The organism is Alkalihalobacillus deserti (assembly GCF_020734105.1).
GTDB lineage: Bacteria > Bacillota > Bacilli > Bacillales > Bacillaceae_D > Halalkalibacter > Halalkalibacter deserti.
Map to the genome: position 1 here is coordinate 184,462 of NZ_JAJAFR010000005.1, position 22,289 is coordinate 206,750.

Below are 22,289 nucleotides of genomic sequence, written 5' to 3' on the forward strand. Positions count from 1 at the left end.
AATGAGCATCAAACCAGAGGAAATTAGCTCTCTTATAAAACAGCAGATTGAAAATTTTCAGTCTGATGTTCAAGTACAAGACGTAGGTACAGTTATCCGTGTTGGTGACGGTATTGCCCTTGCTCATGGCCTTGAAAATGTTATGGCTGGTGAGCTTCTTGAATTCTCAAACGGGGTAATGGGGATGGCTCAGAATCTTGAGGAGAATAACATCGGTATCATTATCTTGGGACCTTTCACGGAAATCCGTGAAGGAGACGAAGTTAAGCGTACTGGACGTGTTATGGAAGTTCCTGTAGGTAAAGAATTACTTGGTCGTGTTGTCAATCCTCTTGGACAACCAATCGATGGATTAGGTCCGATCGCGACATCAATCACACGTCCAATTGAAAACAAAGCACCAGGTGTTATGGATCGTAAATCGGTTCATGAACCACTTCAAACAGGTATTAAGTCAATTGATACGATGGTTCCGATTGGTCGTGGTCAACGTGAGTTAATTATCGGTGACCGTCAAACGGGTAAGACGGCAATTGCTATCGATACAATCTTGAATCAAAAAGATCAAGATATGATTTGTATTTATGTAGCAATTGGTCAAAAGAAAACAACGGTTGCAGGCGTTGTTGAAACATTACGTGCACGTGGTGCTCTTGATTATACGATCATTGTTTCAGCGAGTGCGTCTGATCCAGCACCGATGCAGTACTTAGCTCCATATGCAGGGATTACAATGGGTGAAGAATTCATGTATGACGGTAAGCATGTTTTAATCATTTATGATGATTTAACAAAGCAAGCTTCTGCATACCGCGAACTTTCATTATTGTTACGTCGTCCTCCAGGTCGTGAGGCATTCCCAGGGGATGTATTCTACCTACACTCCCGTTTATTAGAACGTGCAGCGAAATTAAGCGATGCTAAAGGCGGCGGTTCAATTACAGCTCTTCCTTTCATCGAGACTCAAGCAGGTGACGTATCTGCTTATATTCCTACAAACGTAATTTCGATCACAGATGGACAGATCTTCTTGCAATCAGATTTATTCTACTCTGGTGTTCGTCCAGCTGTAAATGCAGGTCTTTCTGTATCACGTGTTGGTGGATCTGCGCAAATCAAAGCAATGAAAAAAGTTGCTGGTACATTGCGTCTAGATTTAGCGGCATACCGTGAGCTTGAAGCATTCGCGCAGTTCGGTTCTGACTTAGATCGCGCTACTCAAGCAAAGTTAAACCGTGGACAACGTACAGTTGAAGTGTTAAAACAAGACTTGCACAAACCACAACCGGTTGAGTATCAAGTTACGATTATCTATGCGTTAACAAAAGGCTTCTTAGATGATATCCCGGTTGAAGATGTTCTTCGTTTTGAATCAGAGCTATTCACATACTTTGATCACAACAAAAAAGAAATTCTTGACCATATTCGCACAACTGGAAATCTTCCTGATGAAGATGAGTACAAAGCTGCGATTTCAGAATTTAAAAAAGGGTTTGTACCTAGTAAGTAATAGATTGTTCAAGCAGGCTGTAATAGCCTGCTAACCTGAATAGGATCAATCATTCAAGGAACATTCTTTCATATAGGTTAACTCGGTTTAGTTTTGCGAAAAGGTGGTGAAAATAAATGGCTTCAATGAGAGATATAAAGGCGCGAATTACCTCAACGAAGAAGACAAAACAAATCACAAAAGCGATGCAAATGGTTTCTGCTGCGAAATTGAATCGTGCTCAGGCTAATGCACAATCTTTTTTACCTTATACGGAAAAAATTCGTGAGGTTGTGGCAAGTATTGCTTCTTCTTCGACTGAAGCAACTCATCCGATGCTTGAAGAGCGTCCGGTTAAGAAAACTGGCTATATTGTCATTACGTCTGACCGTGGGTTAGCTGGAGGGTACAATGCTAGTCTTACGCGTTCGCTTCTTAAAACAATTGAAGAACGTCATAAATCACCAGATGAGTACGGAATTGTTGTTATGGGACGTATCGGACGTGATTTATTTAAGAAACGTAATCTTCCAATTTTTCAAGAAATCACTGGACTTAATGACCAACCAGAGTTTAACGATATAAAAAGTATCGCTAAAACAACGGTTGAAATGTTTGCAGATGGTGTATTTGATGAGCTTTACCTGTGGTATAACCACTTTGTGAGCCCACTTACACAGGAAGTAACTGAATCTAAGGTTTTACCTTTAACGGATATCAGTGAAGGCGCTAGTTCAACTACTTACGAATATGAACCATCAGAGCAAGCCATTTTAGAACGTTTATTGCCACAATATGCAGAAAGCCTTATTTTCGGTGCTGTGCTTGATGCAAAAGCAAGTGAATTTGGAGCACGTATGACGGCAATGAGCGCTGCTACAGACAATGCAACGACTCTTATTGATGATTTGACGTTAGTATACAACCGCGCTCGTCAAGCAGCGATCACGCAAGAAATTACCGAAATCGTTGGTGGAGCAGCGGCGCTTGAGTAAATGATTTGCTAGGTTTAGTTGGTGAAAGTCTAACCTGAACCTAAATGTTTAGGATGGTCGCTCTTTTGTGAGAAAGACTGTTAAAAACAAGAACTGAATAAAATTTTAATTCGCATTAGTACCTGAATAGGAGGGACACAAAATGAATAAAGGTCGCATTACTCAGGTAATGGGTCCGGTTGTCGATGTTAAATTCGATAACGGGAACCTACCTGAAATCAACAATGCACTAACAGTTGAGCAAATTGGCGCTGAGATTAATGCTGTTGATGTTACCGTAACGCTTGAAGTTGCTTTGCATCTTGGCGACAACACTGTTCGTACTGTTGCGATGGATTCAACGGATGGTCTTGTTCGTGGAACTGCAGCAGTAGATACTGGCTCGCCAATTACTGTACCTGTTGGTGAAGTTACATTAGGTCGTGTATTTAACGTTCTTGGTGAAACAATTGATTTAGATGCCCCAATTCCAGCTGGTGGCAAGCGTGATCCAATTCACCGTGAAGCACCTAAGTTTGATGAGCTTTCTACATCAACTGAAATTCTTGAAACAGGAATTAAGGTTGTTGACCTTCTTGCACCATATGTTAAAGGTGGTAAGATTGGTTTATTCGGAGGTGCCGGTGTAGGTAAAACGGTTCTAATCCAAGAACTTATTAACAACATTGCACAAGAGCATGGTGGTATTTCGGTATTCGCAGGTGTTGGAGAGCGTACTCGTGAAGGGAATGACCTTTACCACGAGATGACCGACTCTGGCGTTATCAAGAAAACAGCAATGGTATTTGGTCAAATGAATGAGCCACCTGGAGCACGTATGCGTGTAGCTCTTTCTGGTCTTACTATGGCTGAGCATTTCCGTGACCGTGATGGACAAGACGTTCTTTTGTTCATCGATAATATTTTCCGTTTCACGCAAGCAGGTTCTGAGGTTTCTGCCTTACTAGGTCGTATGCCTTCTGCCGTTGGTTACCAACCTACACTTGCTTCTGAGATGGGTCAATTACAAGAGCGTATCACATCAACTAAAGTTGGTTCTGTTACATCGATCCAAGCGATCTATGTACCTGCCGATGACTATACGGATCCAGCTCCTGCAACGACGTTTGCTCACTTAGATGCAACGACGAATCTTGAGCGTAAACTTTCTGAAATGGGTATCTACCCTGCCGTGGATCCACTTGCATCAACTTCACGTGCCCTTTCTCCTGAGATCGTTGGAGCAGAGCATTACCAAGTTGCTCGTCAAGTTCAGTCTACCCTTCAGAAGTATAGAGAATTACAAGATATTATTGCTATCTTAGGTATGGACGAATTATCTGAGGAAGATAAATTGATTGTTGGACGTGCGCGTCGTATTCAATTCTTCTTATCTCAAAACTTCCACGTGGCTGAGCAGTTCACTGGACAAAAGGGTTCTTATGTACCAGTAAAAGAAACATTAAAAGGCTTCAAAGAAATTCTTTCAGGTAAGTATGATGACCTTCCTGAAGATGCGTTCCGCCTTGTTGGTCGTATTGAAGAAGTAGTTGAAAAAGCAAAACAAATGGCGTAATTGCTACGCTTAGATAAGGAGATCAGGTCTCCTTATCCAAAGCTGTGTAATGGCTTCGCTAAGCAGGCGTTAGCGTTTTTCTTGCGCCTGTAGCAGCGACTCCGCTCATTGCTTCGAGGTTGTTCAAAAAGGTGGATATAAACTTTTTTGAACAACCTCTATTAAGGAGGGTTTTCCAATGCCGACAATTCAAGTAAGTGTTGTAACTCCTGATGGCAAGGTGTATGACGGCGATGTTGATATGGTAAGTGTTCGCACGGTTGAAGGCGAACTCGGAATTTTACCAAAGCACATCCCGCTGGTTGCTCCATTAACTGTAGGAGCAGTACGCATAAAAAAGGGCTCTACTGTAGAAAAAGTAGCTGTTAGTGGTGGATTTGTAGAAGTCCGTCCTGACAAAGTGACGATTTTAGCAGAGGCTGCTGAATTGCCTTCAGGTATTGATGTAGACCGAGCTCGTGAAGCGAAAGAAAGAGCTCAAAAACGAATTGATTCAGCGAAATCCGATGAGATTGATTTTAAACGTGCTGAACTGTCGTTGAAAAGAGCAATCAATCGCATCGATGTGGCTGGTAAATAACGACAAAGTAAGACATAATTCTTGTAATTTTATCAATAGATAAGATTCTTGAAATATGTCTTATTTTTTTTACAAAAAAAGTAAGCGCTATTTTAGTGAAAATAAGTCCGAACAACTAGAAAATCACACATTTCTCCTATAGATTTTTTATTTTTAATCAGTTATGATGGAAAATGGGCTGATTTCTGATAATAAAAATGAAATAAGCCTAGTCTAAGCTGATCAGCGGTAAGGGAGTAATGACAATGTTCGACGGATTTGGACAACAAGCGGTTATACATATCGTAGCAAGTGTCTTTTTCTTGGCTGTTACATGGTGGGCATTACAATCTTTTCGATTTGATCTATTTGTCAAAGAACCAAATAGCCCGAAGGCAAAGCTTTTAATGATAATCGTAACGATTGCCATTGCCCAGTTGCTTAGTTCATTTTTTCTTGACTATCTTAACTCATCACAAATGCTTCGTTATTTGTGGGAGTAGAGTTTTGTCGAGGAATGACTACAACTTCCATGTATGCAGAACCTCCTCTTGGTAAAAATGATAGTAATAACGTTTTCTTGGGAGGAGAACAAAATGGTTGCATGGAGAATAGTTGTATTCGGTTTAGTTTTTTCAATAGTAGGGTATGCACATGTTCAAGGGGCTAATGATGTTCCAACTTATCAACAACCATTATACGAGTTTTATCAACTCGTTGAAAAAAGTGAAGACATGAAGCTTAACGAGTGGAGAATTCGTTTGAGAGATGAGCGAGTTCACGCAAAAGTTTCTACGAAAAAGGATTTTATCAATTTTGCTTCTTCATTTGAAAAGAATGGTTGGGGAAAAATGTCTCTTACAACAGAGGGAACAGAATGGAAGGCGCACTTTACATATGTAAGACCAAGTGGAATTACGGAATCATTACAATTTTTTGTTTATCCAACACCAAGCCAGAATGGATCAACTCACCTAGTTACTTACGAGGTGTTTGGCACAAATGGATCTGTAATTGAATCTAATATAGTAGATGAATTAGTCGAGGAACGAATCCATGAATTAGACATGGAAGATTCCACAACATACGTTCAGATTCAAGCAAATGACAGGTCAACATCAAAGGATATTGAAAAAAGGGCGCAAGCATGGATTCATCAGTTAGGTGCAGAAACGGTAGAAGCACTGAAAGAAGAGTCGTTTGTCTCATATTCCGCTTATAACCCTGACTGGACACCATATATTGAAACAAATGGTACGAGAATGAATATCCAAGTCGCAATTAGAGAAAAGCAAGGAATGGGCACAGGAACAACGTTGACAATAGGAACGCCGATTATTACTACTGAATATTGATGATAGAGAAGAGACTATAATTTAGACGCGGAGGGGAATACGTTGGAAAAAATTATTGTCCGGGGTGGCAATCAGCTACGCGGCACTGTTAAGGTAGACGGCGCTAAAAACGCAGTCCTACCTGTAATTGCTGCATCAATCCTAGCAGGCCGCGGCACAAGCCATATATATGATGTGCCAAAATTGGCAGATGTATACACGATGAAAGAAGTTCTTAAAAACTTGAACATTAAAGTTGATTATAAAGACGGAGCCTTTCAAGTGAACGCTTGTGACACGTTAAAGACAGAAGCACCATTTGAGTATGTAAGGAAGATGAGAGCTTCATTTCTCGTCATGGGACCACTTCTTGCTCGTGTAGGGAAAGCGAGAATCGCATTACCTGGAGGTTGTGCGATTGGATCACGTCCAATTGATCAACATTTAAAAGGGTTCGAGGCAATGGGAGCAACAGTTGAGATCGGAAATGGATTTATTGAAGCACGTATTGATGGACGTTTACAAGGTGCGAAAATTTATTTAGACTTCCCAAGTGTTGGAGCAACGGAGAATATTATGATGGCCGCTACAATGGCTAAAGGTACAACAATCATTGAGAATGCTGCAGAGGAACCAGAAATTGTCTGCGTAGCAAACTATTTAAATGCAATGGGAGCAAAGGTTCGCGGTGCTGGTACCGGCGAAATCCGTATTGAAGGTGTCGAAGAATTAGTCGGTGCTGAGCATACGGTCATTCCAGATCGAATTGAAGCAGGAACATTTATGGTTGCGGCAGCGATGACTCAAGGTGACATTATTGTTGAAGGTGCAACACCTGAACACTTACGTCCCTTAATTGCAAAAATGGGAGAAATGGGCGTTTATATCGAAGAAGTGGAAAATGGAATACGCGTCGTTGGTCCGGAAATATTAAAGCCAGTAGATATTAAGACGATGCCGCACCCAGGATTTCCAACCGATATGCAAGCTCAAATGATGGCGCTCCTCCTACAAGCGCACGGAACAGGTGTCATCACAGAAACGGTATTTGAAAATCGCTACATGCATGTGGAAGAATTCCGCCGTATGAACTCCAACATTAAAATTGAAGGACGTTCAGCGATTGTTTCAGGTCCCAATAAGCTTCAAGGAGCAGAAGTAGCGGCTACCGACTTAAGAGCAGGCGCTGCCCTCATCTTAGCAGGACTTGTTGCTGAAGGAATCACACGTGTAACAGAATTAATACACATCGACCGCGGCTATGTAGATCTAGCAAAAAAACTGCAAGCCCTAGGAGCCGATATCGAACGTGTTGAAGAAGAGGTAGAAGAAGAAATCGAAAACCTCGACGCACCAGCACCACTACATTTGAAATCGAATTTAGTGTAAAGGTAAAAAGGTCGCTTTTTACCTTTTTACCTTTACACTAAGCAGTGAGCGGAGCCGTTGCCATGTTTTAAGCCATTTCGAGCGATCTTCTCGAAAAGGCGCGCAACGAGTGGAGCCACTGCAAATACATGGCTTAACGAATTACTACGAGAAAAAAAGGTCGGTCTTTAATGGGCACTGAAAAAGGTGAAAATCGTACCTTTTTCAGTGCCCTCGGTCTTTGACCTTTTTTGCGTTTACACGCCAAGCTGTTGAGATTATTCTCAACAGCTTTATTTGTATGTTTTACACAGTTTTCCCTTATTAGAAGCTGTTCTATTTCAAGCCGAGCCTCATATAATTTCTTAAAGAGAAAAATCAACAAATGGAGGACTGACATGAAGAGACTTCTAATTGTAGCAACTATTTTATGCACGGTCGTACTCATTATTCCAACAATGCTCGTCCTTTTTATTTCAGAACCTACAGAAAGTACAACTACTACGGTTCGAACGGTTGCGCTTGAACAGCCGAAACAAGGCTGGAGTTATAATCCAGAAGACGATGTGGCAATAGCTGTTTTCCGCTCACAATCGGAGCAAATTGAAAATGTTCCACTTGAAAAATACGTAATGGGTGTTGTGGCCTCTGAAATGCATCCGAACTTTGAAATGGAAGCATTAAAGGCCCAAGCTCTTACAGCGCGTACATACATGCTTAAACATATCCTCCAACCAAGAGACGTACAGCTTCCAGAAGGAGCCATGGTGACGGACACAGTGAGCCACCAAGTTTATAGAAATGAAGCAGAATTAAAAGAAGAATGGGGCTCAAACTACGACTTGTATATGGCTCGCATTCAAGAAGCTGTTCTGTCAACACAAGGTCAAGTACTAACATTTGATGGAGAGCCAATCGATGCCGCTTTCTTCTCAACGAGCAATGGCTATACAGAAAACTCTGAAGACTACTGGCAAAATGAATTCCCTTATTTAAGAAGTGTGGAAAGTCCATGGGATCAATCTTCCCCGCGCTTTAGTGCCGAGAAGATAATGACCGTTTCAGAGTTTCAACAAAAGTTAGGCGTATCCCTGCCTGAAGATGGTTCTCTTGGAACGATATCAGAGCGGACAGACGGTGGTCGTGTAGCAAAGGTGGTTATTAACGGAACAAAATTAAGCGGGCGCCAGGTTCGTGATAAATTAGGTCTCGATTCATCTGACTTTCAGTGGCAACGCCAAGGGCAGCAAATCACCATTCAAACAAGAGGGTGGGGTCACGGTGTTGGCATGAGCCAATACGGGGCGGACGGCATGGCGAAAGAAGGAAAAACGTATGAAGATATTCTTACTCATTACTATCAAGGAATTAAGATCGAAGGCCTTGACCCGTACGTAGCGAAAATGACAGCAAAAGCTAATTAAAGTATCCGCAAAGCCCCAAGGACAGGATGTACCTTGGGGCTTTAATTGTAGAAGCGTTTGTTTGAATGAAGGAGTTCGCTATGACCATCTAAACTTTGCTTTAACTGTAGGTTTTTGTTTAAAAAAATGATCTCGCTGTTAGATCGACAGTTTCACTCGAAGATAGCTTCATTTAGTTGCAGAATAAAGTGGTTGATTATTGAATAGACCATTAACCCGCTTAAGCTTCCAATTTCCACTAGACCTTTCCCAAACTCGTACACCAGAACTGAAATCTCCAACCCCAGTAAGCTATCAAGATCCCCTCATTCTCCCAAAAAATAAGTGTCATCAAAAAGGGAAATTACTGATCGATGCATAAAACAAACCCATTTGTCGAAAACTAATTTAAAAAATTTTTTTCGAATATGTATAGATTACCAGTAATCTGATCACAATGATTGCAGAGGTGATGAGAAATGAGAGAAGAAGAAAACAAACGCTCTTCTAAATCTGAAGAAAAATCATTAAATGTTAAAAGTCTGTTACGTAAACGTTGGTTGCTACCTGCCTTGTATTTAGTTGCGGCTGCTGGGGTATTAAGTGCTGTATTCATTATGCAAGGTCAAGACGAATCTGCAGCTCCACAAGACAGCGTGGAGGTCACAGATCCAAGTCAAGCGGGGAATGCTTTTCCGTATGGTGAGAATGCCGTACAAGTAACGGCGTCATCAGAGATTATCAAAATGCCAGTTGTGAATGAAGAAGAAACAACTGTCGTTGGCTATTTCTATGATGTCAATGGAACACCTGAGGAACAGCAAGAAGCTCTTGTATACTACAATAATACGTATTTCCCGAATAAAGGTATGGATTTTGCACATACCGATGGAGAAAGCTTTGATGCAGCGGCTGCTTTAAGCGGTACAGTCGTAAAAGCTGAGAAAGACTCGTTACTAGGTTATGTAGTTGAAATCTCACATGAGAATGGTGTTGTTACGCACTACCACAGTTTAGAAACAGTTGAAGTGGAAGAGGGAGCAACGGTTCAGCAAGGCGATGTACTTGGCCGTGCAGGACGCAATAGCTACAATACAGATGCTGGAATTCATATTCACTTTGAAATCCGTCAAGACGGTATAGCGGTGAATCCAAATGATGTATTCCAACAACCAATAGATTCTGTGAGAGATATTGCGGATGAGCAAGACAAGGAAAAGTCAGCGGATGAGCAAGACAAAGAAAAACCAGCAGATGAGCAAGACAAGGAAAAATCAGCAGATGAGCAAGAAAAAGAAAAGCCTGCTGAAGATGAAGGAAAAGAAGAAAATGGTGCAAGTGATGAAGAAGAAATAGCGCCAGAAGAAAACAATGAAGAAGACAAAGGTCAGCAACAAAGTGAATTAGGATAATTAGATCAAAAGGCTAACTCTACGTAGTGTCGAAAACTACTTACGAGTTAGTCTTTTTTTGATATTGGAATATATTGACATCTATTTGAAGATTTGAAATAATGAGACTTGCAAACGATAAGTAGGTTGATAAAACTTCTTTTTTTCTTCATTACAAATGATAACGCTTTCATGTTTTGTACATCTGAAAGGAGGAATCTATGTGCTTTATCTATTTTTATTAATCACGCTTGTCTCGGTTATCTTTACCTTGCGTCTAACTGAGGTAGTCGGATGACCAGCAGGAAAACAACTATCTCTTTAACAGACCGACTGTTCAGTATGTACGTAGTGCAAACAGGGAAAACAGAAGCAATGCTAAATACACGCTATGTATTTTTTCTAAGTGCTTACCTTGGTTGGTGACCATTATTCTATCTTATTTCTATACCACTCATTGGGACCTCAACATGAAAGCTGAAAAGCGAAAACTTGAAAGACGTTACCAATCTTGTTATTATCTTCAACCACAGCAAGTGAGCACATAGTTGGTGGATTTTTTTACGATCATGGGAATGCCTGCTCATTATTATATGGGTGCTCAAGGGGCGATAGTAACATTTGTTATCTTACTTTTTGCAAGCGCTATCATTAGTGACAATATTGATAAAAAGTTTGGGATTGATGATGTCCACAATACAAGAGTGAGTTCAGGTAAAGTACTAGATCACTAAAAATAGATGATTGATAGGGGGTTACACATATGGATCAGCAAACAATTGTATCGGTACTACTTATCTTGGCAACATTTGGACTTTATATTGGTATTTCAATTTTCAATCGAGCAAAAGCAACCTCGGACTTTTACGTAGCGATTCGCGGTGTTCCACCGTTTTAGCGCAATACCTGATTCTTATTATTGCTTACATTATACCGATCGTGTTCATGTCACTTCAAATTACGAGTAACCCACTCCCATGGCTGACATACGGTAAGATCGTTAGTGAGCTAGGCGAGTTAGACAGAGCGCTTGGAATTTCCGAGTACTTTGCGCCATTTACCGAAAGTGATAAATCTCAGTTCATCGCGTTAATGTTCACGTTAATGGTTGGTACAGCTGCTCTTCCTCATGTTATCGTTCGTTTCTATACGGTAACAACGATGAAAGCTGCTCGTTGGAGCGGAGCATGGGCACTAGTCTTTATTGCGCTTCTTTATTTATCAGCTCCGGCTTATGCGGCGTTCTCTCGTTTCATTTTAATGACTCGTGTTGCTGGGCAACCACTTGATCAACTGCCGGCTTGGACAGATACGTGGGTTAACACAGGCAAGTTACAGCTTGCTGATGGCAATGGAGATGGCATTTTACAATGGACTGAAATTATCATCTCAAACGATATCGTCGTCATGGCGACTCCAGAACTTAGGTGTATTTGTTATTGGATTAGTCGTAGCTGGTGCGATGGCAGCCGCGCTTTCTACAGCAGGTGGACTTCTAATTACGATATCATCTTCTTTCGCTCATGATATTTACTATCGCTTGATGAACCCGAAGTCGAGCGATAAAAAACGACTAGCAGCTGGACGTTGGGCGATCGTTCTCTCGACGGTGGTTGCAGGTGCTGTAGCACTAGATCCGCCTGGGGTTATCACGCAAATTGTTGCTTGGGCGTTTGCTTTAGCCGGTGGAACCTTCTTCCCAGTCTTGTTGCTAGGTGTTTGGTGGAAGCGTGCAAACAAACAAGGGGCCATTGCCGGGATGTTGGTTGGCTTGACCGTGACCATTACGTACATCTTATTGGCTCGGAGTGGTATCACAATCTTTGGGATTAAAGATACAGGTGCAGGTTTAATTGGGGTTCCTATTAACTTGATTGTTACACTCTTAGTTTCATTGATGACAGCAACCCCATCGCAGAAGCTTCAAGATGATGTGGTTGACCTCCGTTATCCAGAGCAAATGAGCTACCGTGATGGAGAGGTTTGGATGGATGACGCAGCAGGAAAATAAGTTTCACGATCAAATTCGTAAGCACCCTATGTTTGTTGGGCTTAGTGACTCTAAGCTTTGACGAGATCATTGTTGCTTGCGTCCTTAAACAGTATAAAAGGAATGAAAAACTGCTTTATTCAAAGACACCAAGAGAAGGACTTCTGCTTATCCTAAAAGGGATAGCAGAAGTTTTTGTTGCAGCTGGAGACTAACCATCGTTCTAATCAAAATCACCAGATGGAGGTCCTGGAGGTTTTACAAAAAGGAGATAAGGTTGGCTGACTTTTTAGGAGGAAAAACAGAAGAGCGCAAACGGTATGCGGTAGACGTTCAAGCAATCGAGGATGCAACCTGTTTTCACATTCCTTACCCGGTCATAGAAGATATGTGGGATGATCGAGTGGTCCGTGACTTTGTGTTAGAGCAAGTAACAATCCGCTTGCAAGACATCTATCTATCGTTTGCCGAGCAAGTTCAATTAGCAAGTAACTAGGGAGGAGAGCGACCCGTTCATCAGGCGAGTTCGGTTGTCGTTTTGAATGATAATGATCAATTAATTGGCATTATTACAGAGAAAGATCTAGTAGAAAAGGTGGTCGCAAAAGGTCTTGGTACAGGAACAGTTGCTCAAGATGTTATGACGCCACATCCTTTTATTATTTCCCAAGATGCTTATTACTACAAAGCGATGTCGAGTTTTTGATGAATGGATAAAACATTTACCCGTGATGGGTGGTGGTCGAGTCATTGGCATGGTGACGTTTTCTGATTTATTACGAAAGAAAAATCATGGGACGATGGAATTGCTTCAAACTATTGAACAATCAACGTACGACACCATTCATGAATTGAAGCCGGCGATGTGAGAGGTGTTAGCTAATCTGAGTCAAGATGGTATTACGACTGTGCATACGCTGGATGTCATGACCAAACTATACGACCGCCTAGTGCGCCATGCTGTAGGATTAGCCGTTGGAGAGATCCACCTGTCTCGTTTACTTGGTATATGATGGGCAGTGTGGTCGTACAGAGCAATTTATGTTAACAGACTATGACCGTTTTCTTGTTTATTCGGATCGAGAACCGAGTGAGCAAGTAGAAGTTGAATTATATTTTGAAAAACTAGGGAGTGAGATTGTTAGACATTTAGAGGCAGCTGGATATAAACGATGCCCTGATTTGATGATGACAAGTGAAGCTCAGTGGTGATGAGCGCTCAGAACCTGGCATGATCGCATGTGTTGGGCACTAAGAGCAACGAATGAAACTATCGTGCTCGTACTAGCACGATAGTTTTGTAATCACTGAAATGTTTAATTGTTTTGTTATTTCAATCGTTATTTATACTAGTCTTTTATGAAAAAGGAAATTGGGCGACATCCGTATCGAGTCAATTTTCCTATTTGTCTAGATACACTTGATTTGATGAAATATTTAAGTCCGGCTCAGCATATGCTAGATTTAGAGATTTACGCGAGCAATTGGCTCTATAATCTACGGCAGGCATCAGGCGCTAGGCGATGCATTAACAATCGCTCATCTTTTCTGTAAGCTTTTATATCATCTTGAAGAACGTGGCAAAACGACGCTAGCTGACTTAATTGAGATTAGTCATATTAGTAAACGTCACACACAATTCTGAAAAGTCAAGCCCGTCCTGATAAGAATATGGTATATCTGCGTGATCCCCCTAATAAACTGTACCAATCACCCAACACAGAATTAGGGAGGCGAGTCGTGTGCACGATTACATCAAAGAGCGAACCATCAAGATTGGTAGGTATGTTGTCGAGACCAAGAAGACGGTGAGAACGATAGCCAAGGAATTTGGAGTCTCGAAAAGTACCGTACACAAAGACCTCACGGAAAGGTTGCCAGAAATTAATCCAGAGCTTGCAAATGAGGTAAAAGAAATATTGGAGTATCACAAATCGATTCGTCATTTGCGCGGTGGAGAAGCAACTAAAGTGAAATACAGAAAGACATCAGACGATTCAGATCCCATTGTCAAAACAAGAATGTAAATGTCAAATCATGTAACTTTTTTCAGGAAAACAACCCCTGTGAGAACATTTCTGTGATAAAATTAACCATTAAGTAAATCGTAATAACAGATACGATTATGTTCGGTAAAACAGGGAGGAAAAAGAATCATGTTTGGTCGCGATATTGGTATTGATTTAGGAACAGCAAATGTCCTTATATATGTCAAAGGCAGTGGAATCGTCTTGAATGAACCGTCTGTTGTAGCAATAGACACAAGAACGAAAAGAGTACTTGCAGTAGGGGAGGAAGCGTTCCGCATGGTCGGACGTACACCAGGAAATATTGTTGCCCTACGCCCGATGAAAGACGGCGTCATTGCAGACTTCGAAATGACTGAAGCAATGCTCAAACATTTCTTAGGCAAGATCAACGTCAAAAGTCTTTTCTCTAAGCCAAGAATTCTAATTTGTTGTCCAACCAATATCACATCGGTTGAGCAAAAAGCCATTCGTGAAGCAGCAGAGAAAAGCGGGGGGAAAGATGTGTACTTGGAAGAGGAACCGAAAGTAGCTGCAATCGGAGCTGGAATGGATATTTTTCAACCAAGCGGTAATATGGTCGTAGATATAGGTGGTGGAACAACCGATGTTGCTGTTCTTTCAATGGGTGATATCGTCACCGCCTCTTCCATCAAAGTAGCTGGTGACCGCTTCGATGCAGACATTCTTTCATACATCAAGAAAAGGTATAAGCTCCTGATTGGTGAGCGTACTGCTGAGAACATCAAAGTACAAGTCGCAACAGTATTTCCAGGTGCGCGTCAGGAGGAAATTGACATACGTGGACGTGATATGGTAAGTGGACTTCCACGTACAATTACGGTACACTCAAAAGAAATAGAATCAGCTCTAATGGAGTCTGTTTCTTACATTGTACAAGCTTCAAAACAAGTTCTCGAACAAACACCGCCAGAACTTTCAGCAGATATTATCGACCGTGGTGTTATCTTAACAGGTGGCGGCGCTCTTTTGCATGGGATTGACTTATTACTAGCTGAAGAACTAAAAGTCCCAGTTCTCGTCGCAGAAGAACCGATGCACTGCGTCGCAAAAGGAACAGGTATCATTTTAGAAAACTTAGACCGTATGTCGAGTAAGAAAGTTCGAATATAAAAAGGCGAACTTCCCTTTTTATATTCGGACGAAGCAATGAGCGTAGCCTCTGCCAATCTTTTAAGCCTTTTCGAGCGAACTTCTCGAAAGGCGTGCTAGCTGAGCGTAGCCATTGCCACTCGTGGCCGACGGCAAAGCAAAAGCCATTCCTATCTCTATAATTTATAGCAAACTGCTTAATGAAGATGCAATAACAATAAACAAGCATACTTTTCTCTTGAAAAGGCGCACTGCAAGCATACCATGCACGAGCTAGCGCCTTTTTTCATAAGAACGACTAATAACTCTTCCCTCTTCCTTTGATGAGTCATGGACTTGGTCAGATTTTTAGAAAACAATCAATCGATAAACATTTAGTTAAATAAAACCAAAAATAAGACGATATATATAGTGAGAGAAACCGAGGAGGAACGATCATGCTTCGTGGAATGTACGGGGCTGCAGCGGGAATGATTGCACAGCAGCAACGCCAAGAAATGTTAACAAACAATTTAGCCAACGCAAATACTCCAGGATTCAAAGCCGATCAAGCATCTTTAAGAGCTTTTCCAAATATGTTGATTAAAGCAATGAATACACAAAGCTTACCAAAAGGACAAGCTCCAACAATTGGTGAGTTAACAACAGGCGTTTACCTCCAAGAACGCATGCCGAATTTCCGTCAAGGTGATCTAATGGAAACGAGCAACAATACAGACATCGCTCTTTTACAAGGTGTGATGCCGCAAACGGAATCAGGACGTCCGGGAGCACTTTTCTACACCGTTGAAAATGAAAATGGCGACTTGCGCTTTTCTCGTAATGGTAATTTCACCATTGATGGAGCAGGCTTTTTAACAACGACTGAAGGTCACTATATGCTAGGAACTAACGGCGACCGAATTCAAGTTGGTAATGAACAATTTAAAGTAAATGAAGCTGGCTTCATCACAAACGATACAGGTGTACAAATGGCACAACTTAATGTCGTATACGCAGACGATCCAATGCAACTCGTTAAAGAAGGCAACGGTCTCTTACGTTTTGAAGGAGAAGGAAATCTTCCTACAGCCATTGGCAACGGAGCTATTAGCTATCAACTGCAGCAAGGCTTCCTTGAACGTTCAAATGTAGATGCCTCGCAAACGATGACAGAAATGATGAATGCCTACCGTTCCTTCGAAGCTAACCAAAAAATCCTCCAAGCCTACGACCAAAGTATGGAAAAAGCAGTAAATGAGATTGGGCGGATTGGATAGAGAGATAATTAAAAAAGAATGGTTTTAGCTTTTTTAACTATCTCGAAGCAATGAGCGAAGCCGCTGCCATGTTTTAAGCCTTTTCTGAGCGAACTTCTCAGGAAAGGCGTGCAGCGTGCGTAGCCATTGCCACTCGTGGCCGTAAGCAAAGTTGAACCGTCTGCCTTAAGGAAGATGAGGACAGACACTAGTATTAACACCGACTTAAAAATGACAGATATATATAAATCAATTCAACCGTCCACCCAACCATTGCCCAACAACAGTATAAACGAGGGATGATAATGAATACATCGATGATTGCTGCATCAGTGACTATGGGCCAGCTTCAGCGCAAGCTAGATACTATATCTCATAATATGGCAAATACGAATACGACTGGTTTTAAGCGACGAGAGGCAACGTTTTCAGATTTGCTTTTTCAACAAGTGAATAACCAGTCAGCCGTTCAGTACGAAGGAGGCCGTTTAACGCCTAATGGCTTACGTGTTGGCACAGGCGCTAAAATCGCGCAAACAGCTCTTCGGCTAGAGCAAGGTCCTTTAGTGACAACAGATCGTGAATTAGATTTTGCAATTACTGAAAACAATCTTTTTTTTCAGATCGAGACGTTGGAGAACGGCAATCCTGTGGAGCGCTTAACACGTGACGGTACGTTTTATTTAACGGAAGACAAAAACAACCCGGCGCAATTAACGATTGTAACAAGCAATGGCGATTTCGTTTTAGATAGAGCAGGAAACCGGATTAATTTGCCATCGCACTTTCAATCTATTAGCCTCTCTGGAGAGGGACAATTGCTTGTAACACTAAATGATGGAACCGTACAAAATGTAGGTGAATTTGCTTTAACAAGAGTATTGAAACCGCAATTGCTTGATGCCATTAGCGACAATCTTTATCGGTTACCAGACATTGCGGCACTCGGATTAGCCGTAGGTGATGTCTTGGAAAATGTAGCTGTCGGTACTCGTGTAACTCAAGGCTTTCTGGAAGGATCCAATGTTGACATAGGTCGTGAGATGAATGAATTAGTTATGACCCAACGTCACTATCAATTTAACTCTAGAGCTGTTTCAATGTCAGATGAAATGTCAGGGTTGGTAAATGGATTACGTAGATAAGATATTTTTTAAAAGGTTGATTTTCACCTTTTAAGAAATATCGAAGCCATTGCCACTTACGGCCTTTAGGAAATCAATGCCAAGGACTAAGCTTTTAAATGGAAGTAAAAAACGCAGCCAAGATTTTAAGAGCGTATTATGAGAGATCTTCTCATAAAAGCCGCACTATCTTGCATATCCTGAATGGATTAAATGTCTTTTACGCATTTAAAAGATGCCCTTTTGATAAAAATCAATCAAGCTTCATCGATTTGAGGAGAGTAAGATGACCAAAAAACGATCAAACCAAGAAAATCAACATACAAATAGAAAGCTGACAGAAGAAACAAGTCTTCCTTCATCCACAGCTAACTCGGATATGGTTGAGCCAACCACGTCTAATGACGAGGAAGTGCCTTCGAAAGATAAAGAGCTTCTTCAAGAAGAAGCTGAGTTGGCATTTGATGAGGAGAGTAAATCTGATGAAAAAGCGATGGCTACTGCAAAAGAGCTTGACCAATTGGATAAGGATGTTTCTGAATCAATTGAAACCGGTGAGGCGACGTTTGAAGAACGGGACACAACTACTGTTAGTGCTGAGGAAACAACTGAGCAGGAGCTAGCAGAAAGTGCTGAGCAGAATTTGTCGGATGGTGAGATTAAGGAAGTAGAAGAACCCCCGGTAAACCAAGAAGGAACTCAGGAAACGGTTGCCGTCGTTGAAGCCTCGCAAGAATCTGAGGAAGAAACAAGGGAAGAAAAAAGGAAAAAACGTCGTCGTGAGAAAAAACCACGCTTACGTTTGATTCCGATTTGGCTGCGGATTTTGATTTCCATTTTATTGATTGGTGGTAGTTTAATTCTAGGTATGTTGTTTGGGTACGGCGTTATTGGTGGCGGTGAGTCTGTTGATGTGCTTAAACCAGACACATGGTATCACATTATCGATATAATTCGAGGCAATTAATTGTCTCGGGTTTTTTTGTTTAAAATTGTCTTGGCTCTTAAAAGTGAAGAATTAAATTGTGATATAATGAGGAAAAATATTGTGACCTGAAAGGATGAATAGCATGTTAACCATTGAAGAAATAAAGGAAATTATTCCACATCGATATCCATTTTTACTAATTGATCGAATTGAAGAGGTAGAAGATAAAAAACGAGCTGTTGGAATAAAAAATGTAACAGCGAATGAAGAGTTTTTTAATGGACACTTTCCAGACTACCCCGTGATGCCAGGTGTTCTTATTGTTGAAGCACTTGCTCAAGTAGGTGCTGTGGCGATTTTGAAACCAGAAGAAAATCGAGGGAAACTTGTTTTTTTTGCTGGAATAGATAATTGCCGTTTCAAAAAACAGGTCAAGCCCGGAGATCAACTGCGATTAGAAGTTGAGATAACTCGAGTAAAAGGTCCGATTGGAAAAGGTCATGCGATTGCTACAGTGAACGGTGAAATAGCATGTGAAACAGATATCATTTTTGCTATTAATTAGTTTTAAAAAGCTTAGGTGTATCAGTTCTTTGTGATGGTGTCGATACAGAAGAACAACTGACTTTAATTAGAAATGAAGGCTGTCATCAGGCCCAGGGTTACTAATGTAGTAAACCGGTTCCTTTTGACAAATGTGACACAATGATGCATGAATTTCCCCATTAAACTTGGTTAAACTATATAGGAACCTATCTCAAATAAGAGGTAGGTTTTTACTATTTACTTCGTTTCTTTGATATCGATTATGGGAAAGAGTGTGAGAATTTGAGAGACCTGCTAGACATTACCAAAAAGGAACGCAACGTATAGACGCTACCGAATAATCTTGTTAAGATACACAAAGACTAACAGCAGAGAGAACAACATCTGCTAATCACAAAATTTTTTTGGAGGTAATGAAATGAAAAAGAAATTTTTATTAACAACAGCAGCAGCTGTCTTATCACTGGGAGTCATTACAGCTTGTGGAGCACCTGCAGAGGAAGATCCAATTTTAGAAGAAGATCCAGCTATTGAAGATCCAGTAATGGATGAACCGCCAGCAGAGGAAACACCAATGGGTGAACCGCCAGCACAGGAAACACCAATGGAAGAGCCGACCGTTGATGAACCGGCATTAGATGGTGAAGAACTTGAAGTGGAAGAAGAAATTGATGTAGATGTTGAAGGTGAAGAAACAGGCGACGAGCTCGCTGAAGAAGAAACAAACTAATTTATTTCATAAAAAAGGACCCTACCGCAGCTAATGCGTTAGGGTCCTTTTAAGCTTATGAGCTTATAGTAGAATCAAGCATTAATTCATATACTTAATGGTACCATCTTCTTTTCGCGTAAACTTCGAAAAGAATTCATCCCACAGGAGCCTTGCTTCTGATGGCAAGCATGAATGTCCGCATCCATCCGTTATCGTATAGACTAACAATTGGGTATAAATTAATTTTTCTTCAAACTCGTTTTTTGATGATTTTATCACCGTTGCTAACAAGAGTGTTCAAAGAGACTAACAAAGCAGATCTAGTTTGTACTCGCATGTCCTTTTTCTATTTCTATAAAGTTAAAACTTTTAACTGTTGTCCTACATGAATGGGAGTATCTACATTTAATTGATTCCAATCAACAAGCTGTTGAATGGTTACTTGATTTGCCTGAGCAATTTTCCATAATGTATCACCAGGTTGGACAGTATACGTTTTGTATGCTGACTGCTGAACTGGAATGACTAAAGTTTGACCAATAGATAAATAACTGCCACTATCTAATTGATTTGCATGTACAAGATCGTTGACTGTTACTCCATTTGTTTGAGCAATCTTCCAAAGGGTATCACCAGATTTCACAACATAAATGTCTTGTCGTGTTTCTTCTTTGGGCTGCCCAGCTGGAATAATGAGTTTTTGTCCAATACGTAGATAATCTAAATCTGACAGGTTATTTGCTAACAGAATAGCATTAACGGTAACTCCGTACATATGGGCAATTTTCCATAACATATCACCTGATTGTACGACATGGATAATATTTCCTGACTCAAGAAGGTCTTTAGTTACAGGGAGCTGTAAAACCTGTCCAATCATTAAAGATTTGTTAAGATCCAACTGATTCAGTTCGATAATGTCATTAATGGTCGTATTGTGTTTTTGAGCAATTTTCCAAAGTGTATCACCACTTACCACTGTGTACGTTGTAGTCACTTTAGGGTTTAATGGCGTGGTTGGTGCAGTATCTGGTGCGGAATCCACAAGTTCAACGTCTGATATTTTTACTTTGCCAGGTACACCTTTTACTAAAACGTTATAGTAACCATCGTCAACTGATTCGGAAATTAAAGAGAGAAGCTCGTTTTTTACAGCGATGTAGCCTTGGTCCATTGGGTAAACCTTCATTTGTGTCTTTTCTGTTATTACTTTTACTTGTTTTTCTGGGTCTAAAGGTAAAATTGATCTATGATTACTTATCGTTACTGGGTCGCCTAATGTAATGTATCCATGAGAACCAGAGCCTTCAGTGACGCTGATCTTAATGTAATACGTACCATTAAGTGCTTTGCTGTTCATCATGTCTTTTCCGTTCCATGTAAAGGAATAGGTTCCAGGTTGAAGTTCCTGTGATGTAGAATAGACATGATTCATGTGACTGCCTGCTGCTGTTGAAATATATACAGTAGCTTTTGCAGGCTCGGCGATTGTAAAGTTACCAGACACTGTACCATCGCTATTTAGCGTTTTAGAATCGAATGAAGCATCGCTAATAATTTCCTCAAGTCTCCATTGAGGGATTTGACCTTCTCCATTTGAGATTGTGATGTTCCCAATTTTTTGAATGGTTTGCGAAGTGGCTGGGTAGTTATAAGCAAGTTCGATTGTTTTAAAAACAATATCGTATTCCCCATCTTTTAAAAGGCCACTCTTTTCGTTTTTCCCATTCCAATCAAAGTTGTACTTACCCAAATCAAGCTTCATTTTCGTTGTTTGAAAATAATCAACACCGTTTTTTTGGATGGCGATTTGAACTTCAGCAGGACGGCTTAAATTATAGGTGAACGTCGTTAAAGTCTCATCACTTGCATATTTAGGTGAAATACTTGCATTTGAGATACTTAAAAGGTCAACAAGTGCTTTAGGATTGGGTTCATTAACAATGGTAATTTGTCCAATTGGGAATCCTTGAGCAGAGTTATAGGATGCGTCACTTAAATAGGATTTTAGATGATACGTTCCAGGCGGAAGCGGTTCTCTTTTTTGGTCATCCCATGGAACCCAACTTACGACATGCTTTGTTTTAAAGTCATTTAAATTTATTTTCGTTTGACGGCCATCGTCTCTTACAGCAAGAATATATCCACGAGTCGGTTCATTTGTATCTAGCGTAATAGTGACATAGCCAGGAACTGTATTTCCTTGATAGGCAATTGTGCTTGTTGATAAAACTTTATTTACAACTTCAGGTGGCTCATTATCAGTAGAAGCCATACTATTTGTAACTCCACTAAAAAACAAGGCAATCATTAAACCTGAAAAAATAACAATCAATTTTTTTATCAATGCTTCACCAGCTTTCTATAATTTAAGAATACTAGCTTATAATAATTCGATACAGTAATGCGTGCAATGTAAAGTTATTGGAAAAAAACCTAGTTTTCTAACTCATTTGAATCACTTATTAATACCACAAGAGTTAAAGATCGGAGTAGTCATCGAGGTAGGTTTTTTTG

General features: G+C 40.7%; 22 protein-coding genes and 2 pseudogenes. 23 read left to right on the forward strand and 1 reads right to left on the reverse strand.

The window, feature by feature from the left end; translation table 11 throughout:
- The first annotated feature begins 1 nt into the window (after position 1).
- The 23 genes and pseudogenes from atpA to LDX58_RS11955 all read left to right on the forward strand — a co-directional run bounded on the left by atpA (position 2) and on the right by LDX58_RS11955 (position 19,790).
- Entirely contained in the window at positions 2-1,510 is a 1,509-nt protein-coding gene (atpA, locus tag LDX58_RS11850) for a F0F1 ATP synthase subunit alpha (RefSeq protein ID WP_227937044.1), read from the forward strand.
- 116 nt (positions 1,511-1,626) lie between these two features.
- Positions 1,627-2,484 carry an ATP synthase F1 subunit gamma gene (gene atpG, locus LDX58_RS11855; protein ID WP_227937045.1) on the forward strand — a complete coding sequence of 286 codons (858 nt, stop codon included), beginning with the start codon at positions 1,627-1,629 and terminating at the stop codon, positions 2,482-2,484.
- Positions 2,485-2,626: 142 nt separating this feature from the next.
- Positions 2,627-4,039, forward strand: coding sequence for a F0F1 ATP synthase subunit beta (atpD, locus tag LDX58_RS11860; RefSeq protein WP_227937046.1), 1,413 nt, complete (start codon positions 2,627-2,629; stop codon positions 4,037-4,039).
- Positions 4,040-4,217: 178 nt separating this feature from the next.
- Positions 4,218-4,619: a F0F1 ATP synthase subunit epsilon gene (locus LDX58_RS11865; protein WP_227937047.1), complete on the forward strand. Its 402-nt coding sequence runs from the start codon at positions 4,218-4,220 to the stop codon at positions 4,617-4,619.
- A 245-nt stretch (positions 4,620-4,864) separates the two neighbouring features.
- Positions 4,865-5,101, forward strand: coding sequence for a DUF1146 family protein (locus LDX58_RS11870; protein ID WP_227937048.1), 237 nt, complete (start codon positions 4,865-4,867; stop codon positions 5,099-5,101).
- A 93-nt stretch (positions 5,102-5,194) separates the two neighbouring features.
- Positions 5,195-5,953: a YwmB family TATA-box binding protein gene (locus LDX58_RS11875; protein WP_227937049.1), complete on the forward strand. Its 759-nt coding sequence runs from the start codon at positions 5,195-5,197 to the stop codon at positions 5,951-5,953.
- Positions 5,954-5,995: 42 nt separating this feature from the next.
- Positions 5,996-7,321 (forward strand): UDP-N-acetylglucosamine 1-carboxyvinyltransferase, encoded by a 1,326-nt coding sequence (gene murA / locus LDX58_RS11880; protein WP_227937050.1) that lies wholly within the window; start codon positions 5,996-5,998, stop codon positions 7,319-7,321.
- 377 nt (positions 7,322-7,698) lie between these two features.
- Positions 7,699-8,724: a stage II sporulation protein D gene (gene spoIID / locus LDX58_RS11885; protein WP_227937051.1), complete on the forward strand. Its 1,026-nt coding sequence runs from the start codon at positions 7,699-7,701 to the stop codon at positions 8,722-8,724.
- Positions 8,725-9,182: 458 nt separating this feature from the next.
- Positions 9,183-10,115, forward strand: a complete 933-nt coding sequence (gene spoIIQ, locus LDX58_RS11890; RefSeq protein ID WP_227937052.1) for a stage II sporulation protein SpoIIQ — start codon at positions 9,183-9,185, stop codon at positions 10,113-10,115.
- A 542-nt stretch (positions 10,116-10,657) separates the two neighbouring features.
- A pseudogene (locus tag LDX58_RS11895) lies at positions 10,658-10,828 on the forward strand (sodium/substrate symporter small subunit); the annotation flags it as partial.
- 29 nt (positions 10,829-10,857) lie between these two features.
- Positions 10,858-10,992, forward strand: a complete 135-nt coding sequence (locus tag LDX58_RS26695) for a hypothetical protein (protein ID WP_372459180.1) — start codon at positions 10,858-10,860, stop codon at positions 10,990-10,992.
- A pseudogene (locus tag LDX58_RS11900) lies at positions 10,983-12,105 on the forward strand (VC_2705 family sodium/solute symporter); the annotation flags it as partial. The gene LDX58_RS26695 and the pseudogene LDX58_RS11900, both read left to right, overlap by 10 nt.
- 256 nt (positions 12,106-12,361) lie before the next feature.
- On the forward strand, positions 12,362-12,580 hold the full coding sequence (locus tag LDX58_RS11905) for a hypothetical protein (RefSeq protein ID WP_227937053.1): 219 nt from the start codon (positions 12,362-12,364) through the stop codon (positions 12,578-12,580).
- Between the two features lie 42 nt (positions 12,581-12,622).
- On the forward strand, positions 12,623-12,790 hold the full coding sequence (locus LDX58_RS11910) for a CBS domain-containing protein (RefSeq protein ID WP_227937054.1): 168 nt from the start codon (positions 12,623-12,625) through the stop codon (positions 12,788-12,790).
- 25 nt (positions 12,791-12,815) lie between these two features.
- Positions 12,816-12,953 carry a hypothetical protein gene (locus LDX58_RS11915; protein ID WP_227937055.1) on the forward strand — a complete coding sequence of 46 codons (138 nt, stop codon included), beginning with the start codon at positions 12,816-12,818 and terminating at the stop codon, positions 12,951-12,953.
- A 106-nt stretch (positions 12,954-13,059) separates the two neighbouring features.
- Positions 13,060-13,296, forward strand: coding sequence for a DUF294 nucleotidyltransferase-like domain-containing protein (locus LDX58_RS11920; RefSeq protein ID WP_227937056.1), 237 nt, complete (start codon positions 13,060-13,062; stop codon positions 13,294-13,296).
- Positions 13,297-13,826: 530 nt separating this feature from the next.
- Positions 13,827-14,111, forward strand: a complete 285-nt coding sequence (gene spoIIID / locus LDX58_RS11925; protein ID WP_227937057.1) for a sporulation transcriptional regulator SpoIIID — start codon at positions 13,827-13,829, stop codon at positions 14,109-14,111.
- A gap of 129 nt (positions 14,112-14,240) precedes the next feature.
- Positions 14,241-15,245: a rod shape-determining protein gene (locus LDX58_RS11930; RefSeq protein ID WP_227937058.1), complete on the forward strand. Its 1,005-nt coding sequence runs from the start codon at positions 14,241-14,243 to the stop codon at positions 15,243-15,245.
- Between the two features lie 416 nt (positions 15,246-15,661).
- Positions 15,662-16,483, forward strand: coding sequence for a flagellar hook-basal body protein (locus LDX58_RS11935; RefSeq protein WP_227937059.1), 822 nt, complete (start codon positions 15,662-15,664; stop codon positions 16,481-16,483).
- Positions 16,484-16,767: 284 nt separating this feature from the next.
- A complete protein-coding gene (locus LDX58_RS11940; protein ID WP_227937060.1) occupies positions 16,768-17,607 on the forward strand; it encodes a flagellar hook-basal body protein in 840 nt (279 codons plus the stop codon).
- Positions 17,608-17,872: 265 nt separating this feature from the next.
- The gene (locus LDX58_RS11945) at positions 17,873-18,553 is read left to right on the forward strand and encodes a DNA-directed RNA polymerase subunit beta (RefSeq protein ID WP_227937061.1); all 681 of its coding nucleotides are present in this window, start codon (positions 17,873-17,875) and stop codon (positions 18,551-18,553) included.
- A gap of 103 nt (positions 18,554-18,656) precedes the next feature.
- Positions 18,657-19,079, forward strand: coding sequence for a 3-hydroxyacyl-ACP dehydratase FabZ (gene fabZ, locus LDX58_RS11950; protein WP_227937062.1), 423 nt, complete (start codon positions 18,657-18,659; stop codon positions 19,077-19,079).
- 399 nt (positions 19,080-19,478) lie between these two features.
- Positions 19,479-19,790 carry a hypothetical protein gene (locus tag LDX58_RS11955; RefSeq protein WP_227937063.1) on the forward strand — a complete coding sequence of 104 codons (312 nt, stop codon included), beginning with the start codon at positions 19,479-19,481 and terminating at the stop codon, positions 19,788-19,790.
- A gap of 334 nt (positions 19,791-20,124) precedes the next feature.
- Here the strand turns inward: LDX58_RS11955 and LDX58_RS11960 are convergent, their stop codons facing one another.
- Positions 20,125-22,119 carry a LysM peptidoglycan-binding domain-containing protein gene (locus tag LDX58_RS11960; protein WP_227937064.1) on the reverse strand — a complete coding sequence of 665 codons (1,995 nt, stop codon included), beginning with the start codon at positions 22,117-22,119 and terminating at the stop codon, positions 20,125-20,127.
- Positions 22,120-22,289: the final 170 nt, after the last annotated feature.

What these genes read in the sequence shown, in the direction of transcription:
- atpA (WP_227937044.1), top strand. Translation starts at nt 2, where the DNA reads ATGAGCATCAAACCAGAGGAAATTAGCTCTCTTATAAAACAGCAGATT.
- atpG (WP_227937045.1), top strand. Translation starts at nt 1,627, where the DNA reads ATGGCTTCAATGAGAGATATAAAGGCGCGAATTACCTCAACGAAGAAG.
- atpD (WP_227937046.1), top strand. Translation starts at nt 2,627, where the DNA reads ATGAATAAAGGTCGCATTACTCAGGTAATGGGTCCGGTTGTCGATGTT.
- LDX58_RS11865 (WP_227937047.1), top strand. Translation starts at nt 4,218, where the DNA reads ATGCCGACAATTCAAGTAAGTGTTGTAACTCCTGATGGCAAGGTGTAT.
- LDX58_RS11870 (WP_227937048.1), top strand. Translation starts at nt 4,865, where the DNA reads ATGTTCGACGGATTTGGACAACAAGCGGTTATACATATCGTAGCAAGT.
- LDX58_RS11875 (WP_227937049.1), top strand. Translation starts at nt 5,195, where the DNA reads ATGGTTGCATGGAGAATAGTTGTATTCGGTTTAGTTTTTTCAATAGTA.
- spoIID (WP_227937051.1), top strand. Translation starts at nt 7,699, where the DNA reads ATGAAGAGACTTCTAATTGTAGCAACTATTTTATGCACGGTCGTACTC.
- spoIIQ (WP_227937052.1), top strand. Translation starts at nt 9,183, where the DNA reads ATGAGAGAAGAAGAAAACAAACGCTCTTCTAAATCTGAAGAAAAATCA.
- LDX58_RS26695 (WP_372459180.1), top strand. Translation starts at nt 10,858, where the DNA reads ATGGATCAGCAAACAATTGTATCGGTACTACTTATCTTGGCAACATTT.
- LDX58_RS11915 (WP_227937055.1), top strand. Translation starts at nt 12,816, where the DNA reads ATGGGTGGTGGTCGAGTCATTGGCATGGTGACGTTTTCTGATTTATTA.
- LDX58_RS11930 (WP_227937058.1), top strand. Translation starts at nt 14,241, where the DNA reads ATGTTTGGTCGCGATATTGGTATTGATTTAGGAACAGCAAATGTCCTT.
- LDX58_RS11935 (WP_227937059.1), top strand. Translation starts at nt 15,662, where the DNA reads ATGCTTCGTGGAATGTACGGGGCTGCAGCGGGAATGATTGCACAGCAG.
- LDX58_RS11940 (WP_227937060.1), top strand. Translation starts at nt 16,768, where the DNA reads ATGAATACATCGATGATTGCTGCATCAGTGACTATGGGCCAGCTTCAG.
- LDX58_RS11945 (WP_227937061.1), top strand. Translation starts at nt 17,873, where the DNA reads ATGACCAAAAAACGATCAAACCAAGAAAATCAACATACAAATAGAAAG.
- fabZ (WP_227937062.1), top strand. Translation starts at nt 18,657, where the DNA reads ATGTTAACCATTGAAGAAATAAAGGAAATTATTCCACATCGATATCCA.
- LDX58_RS11955 (WP_227937063.1), top strand. Translation starts at nt 19,479, where the DNA reads ATGAAAAAGAAATTTTTATTAACAACAGCAGCAGCTGTCTTATCACTG.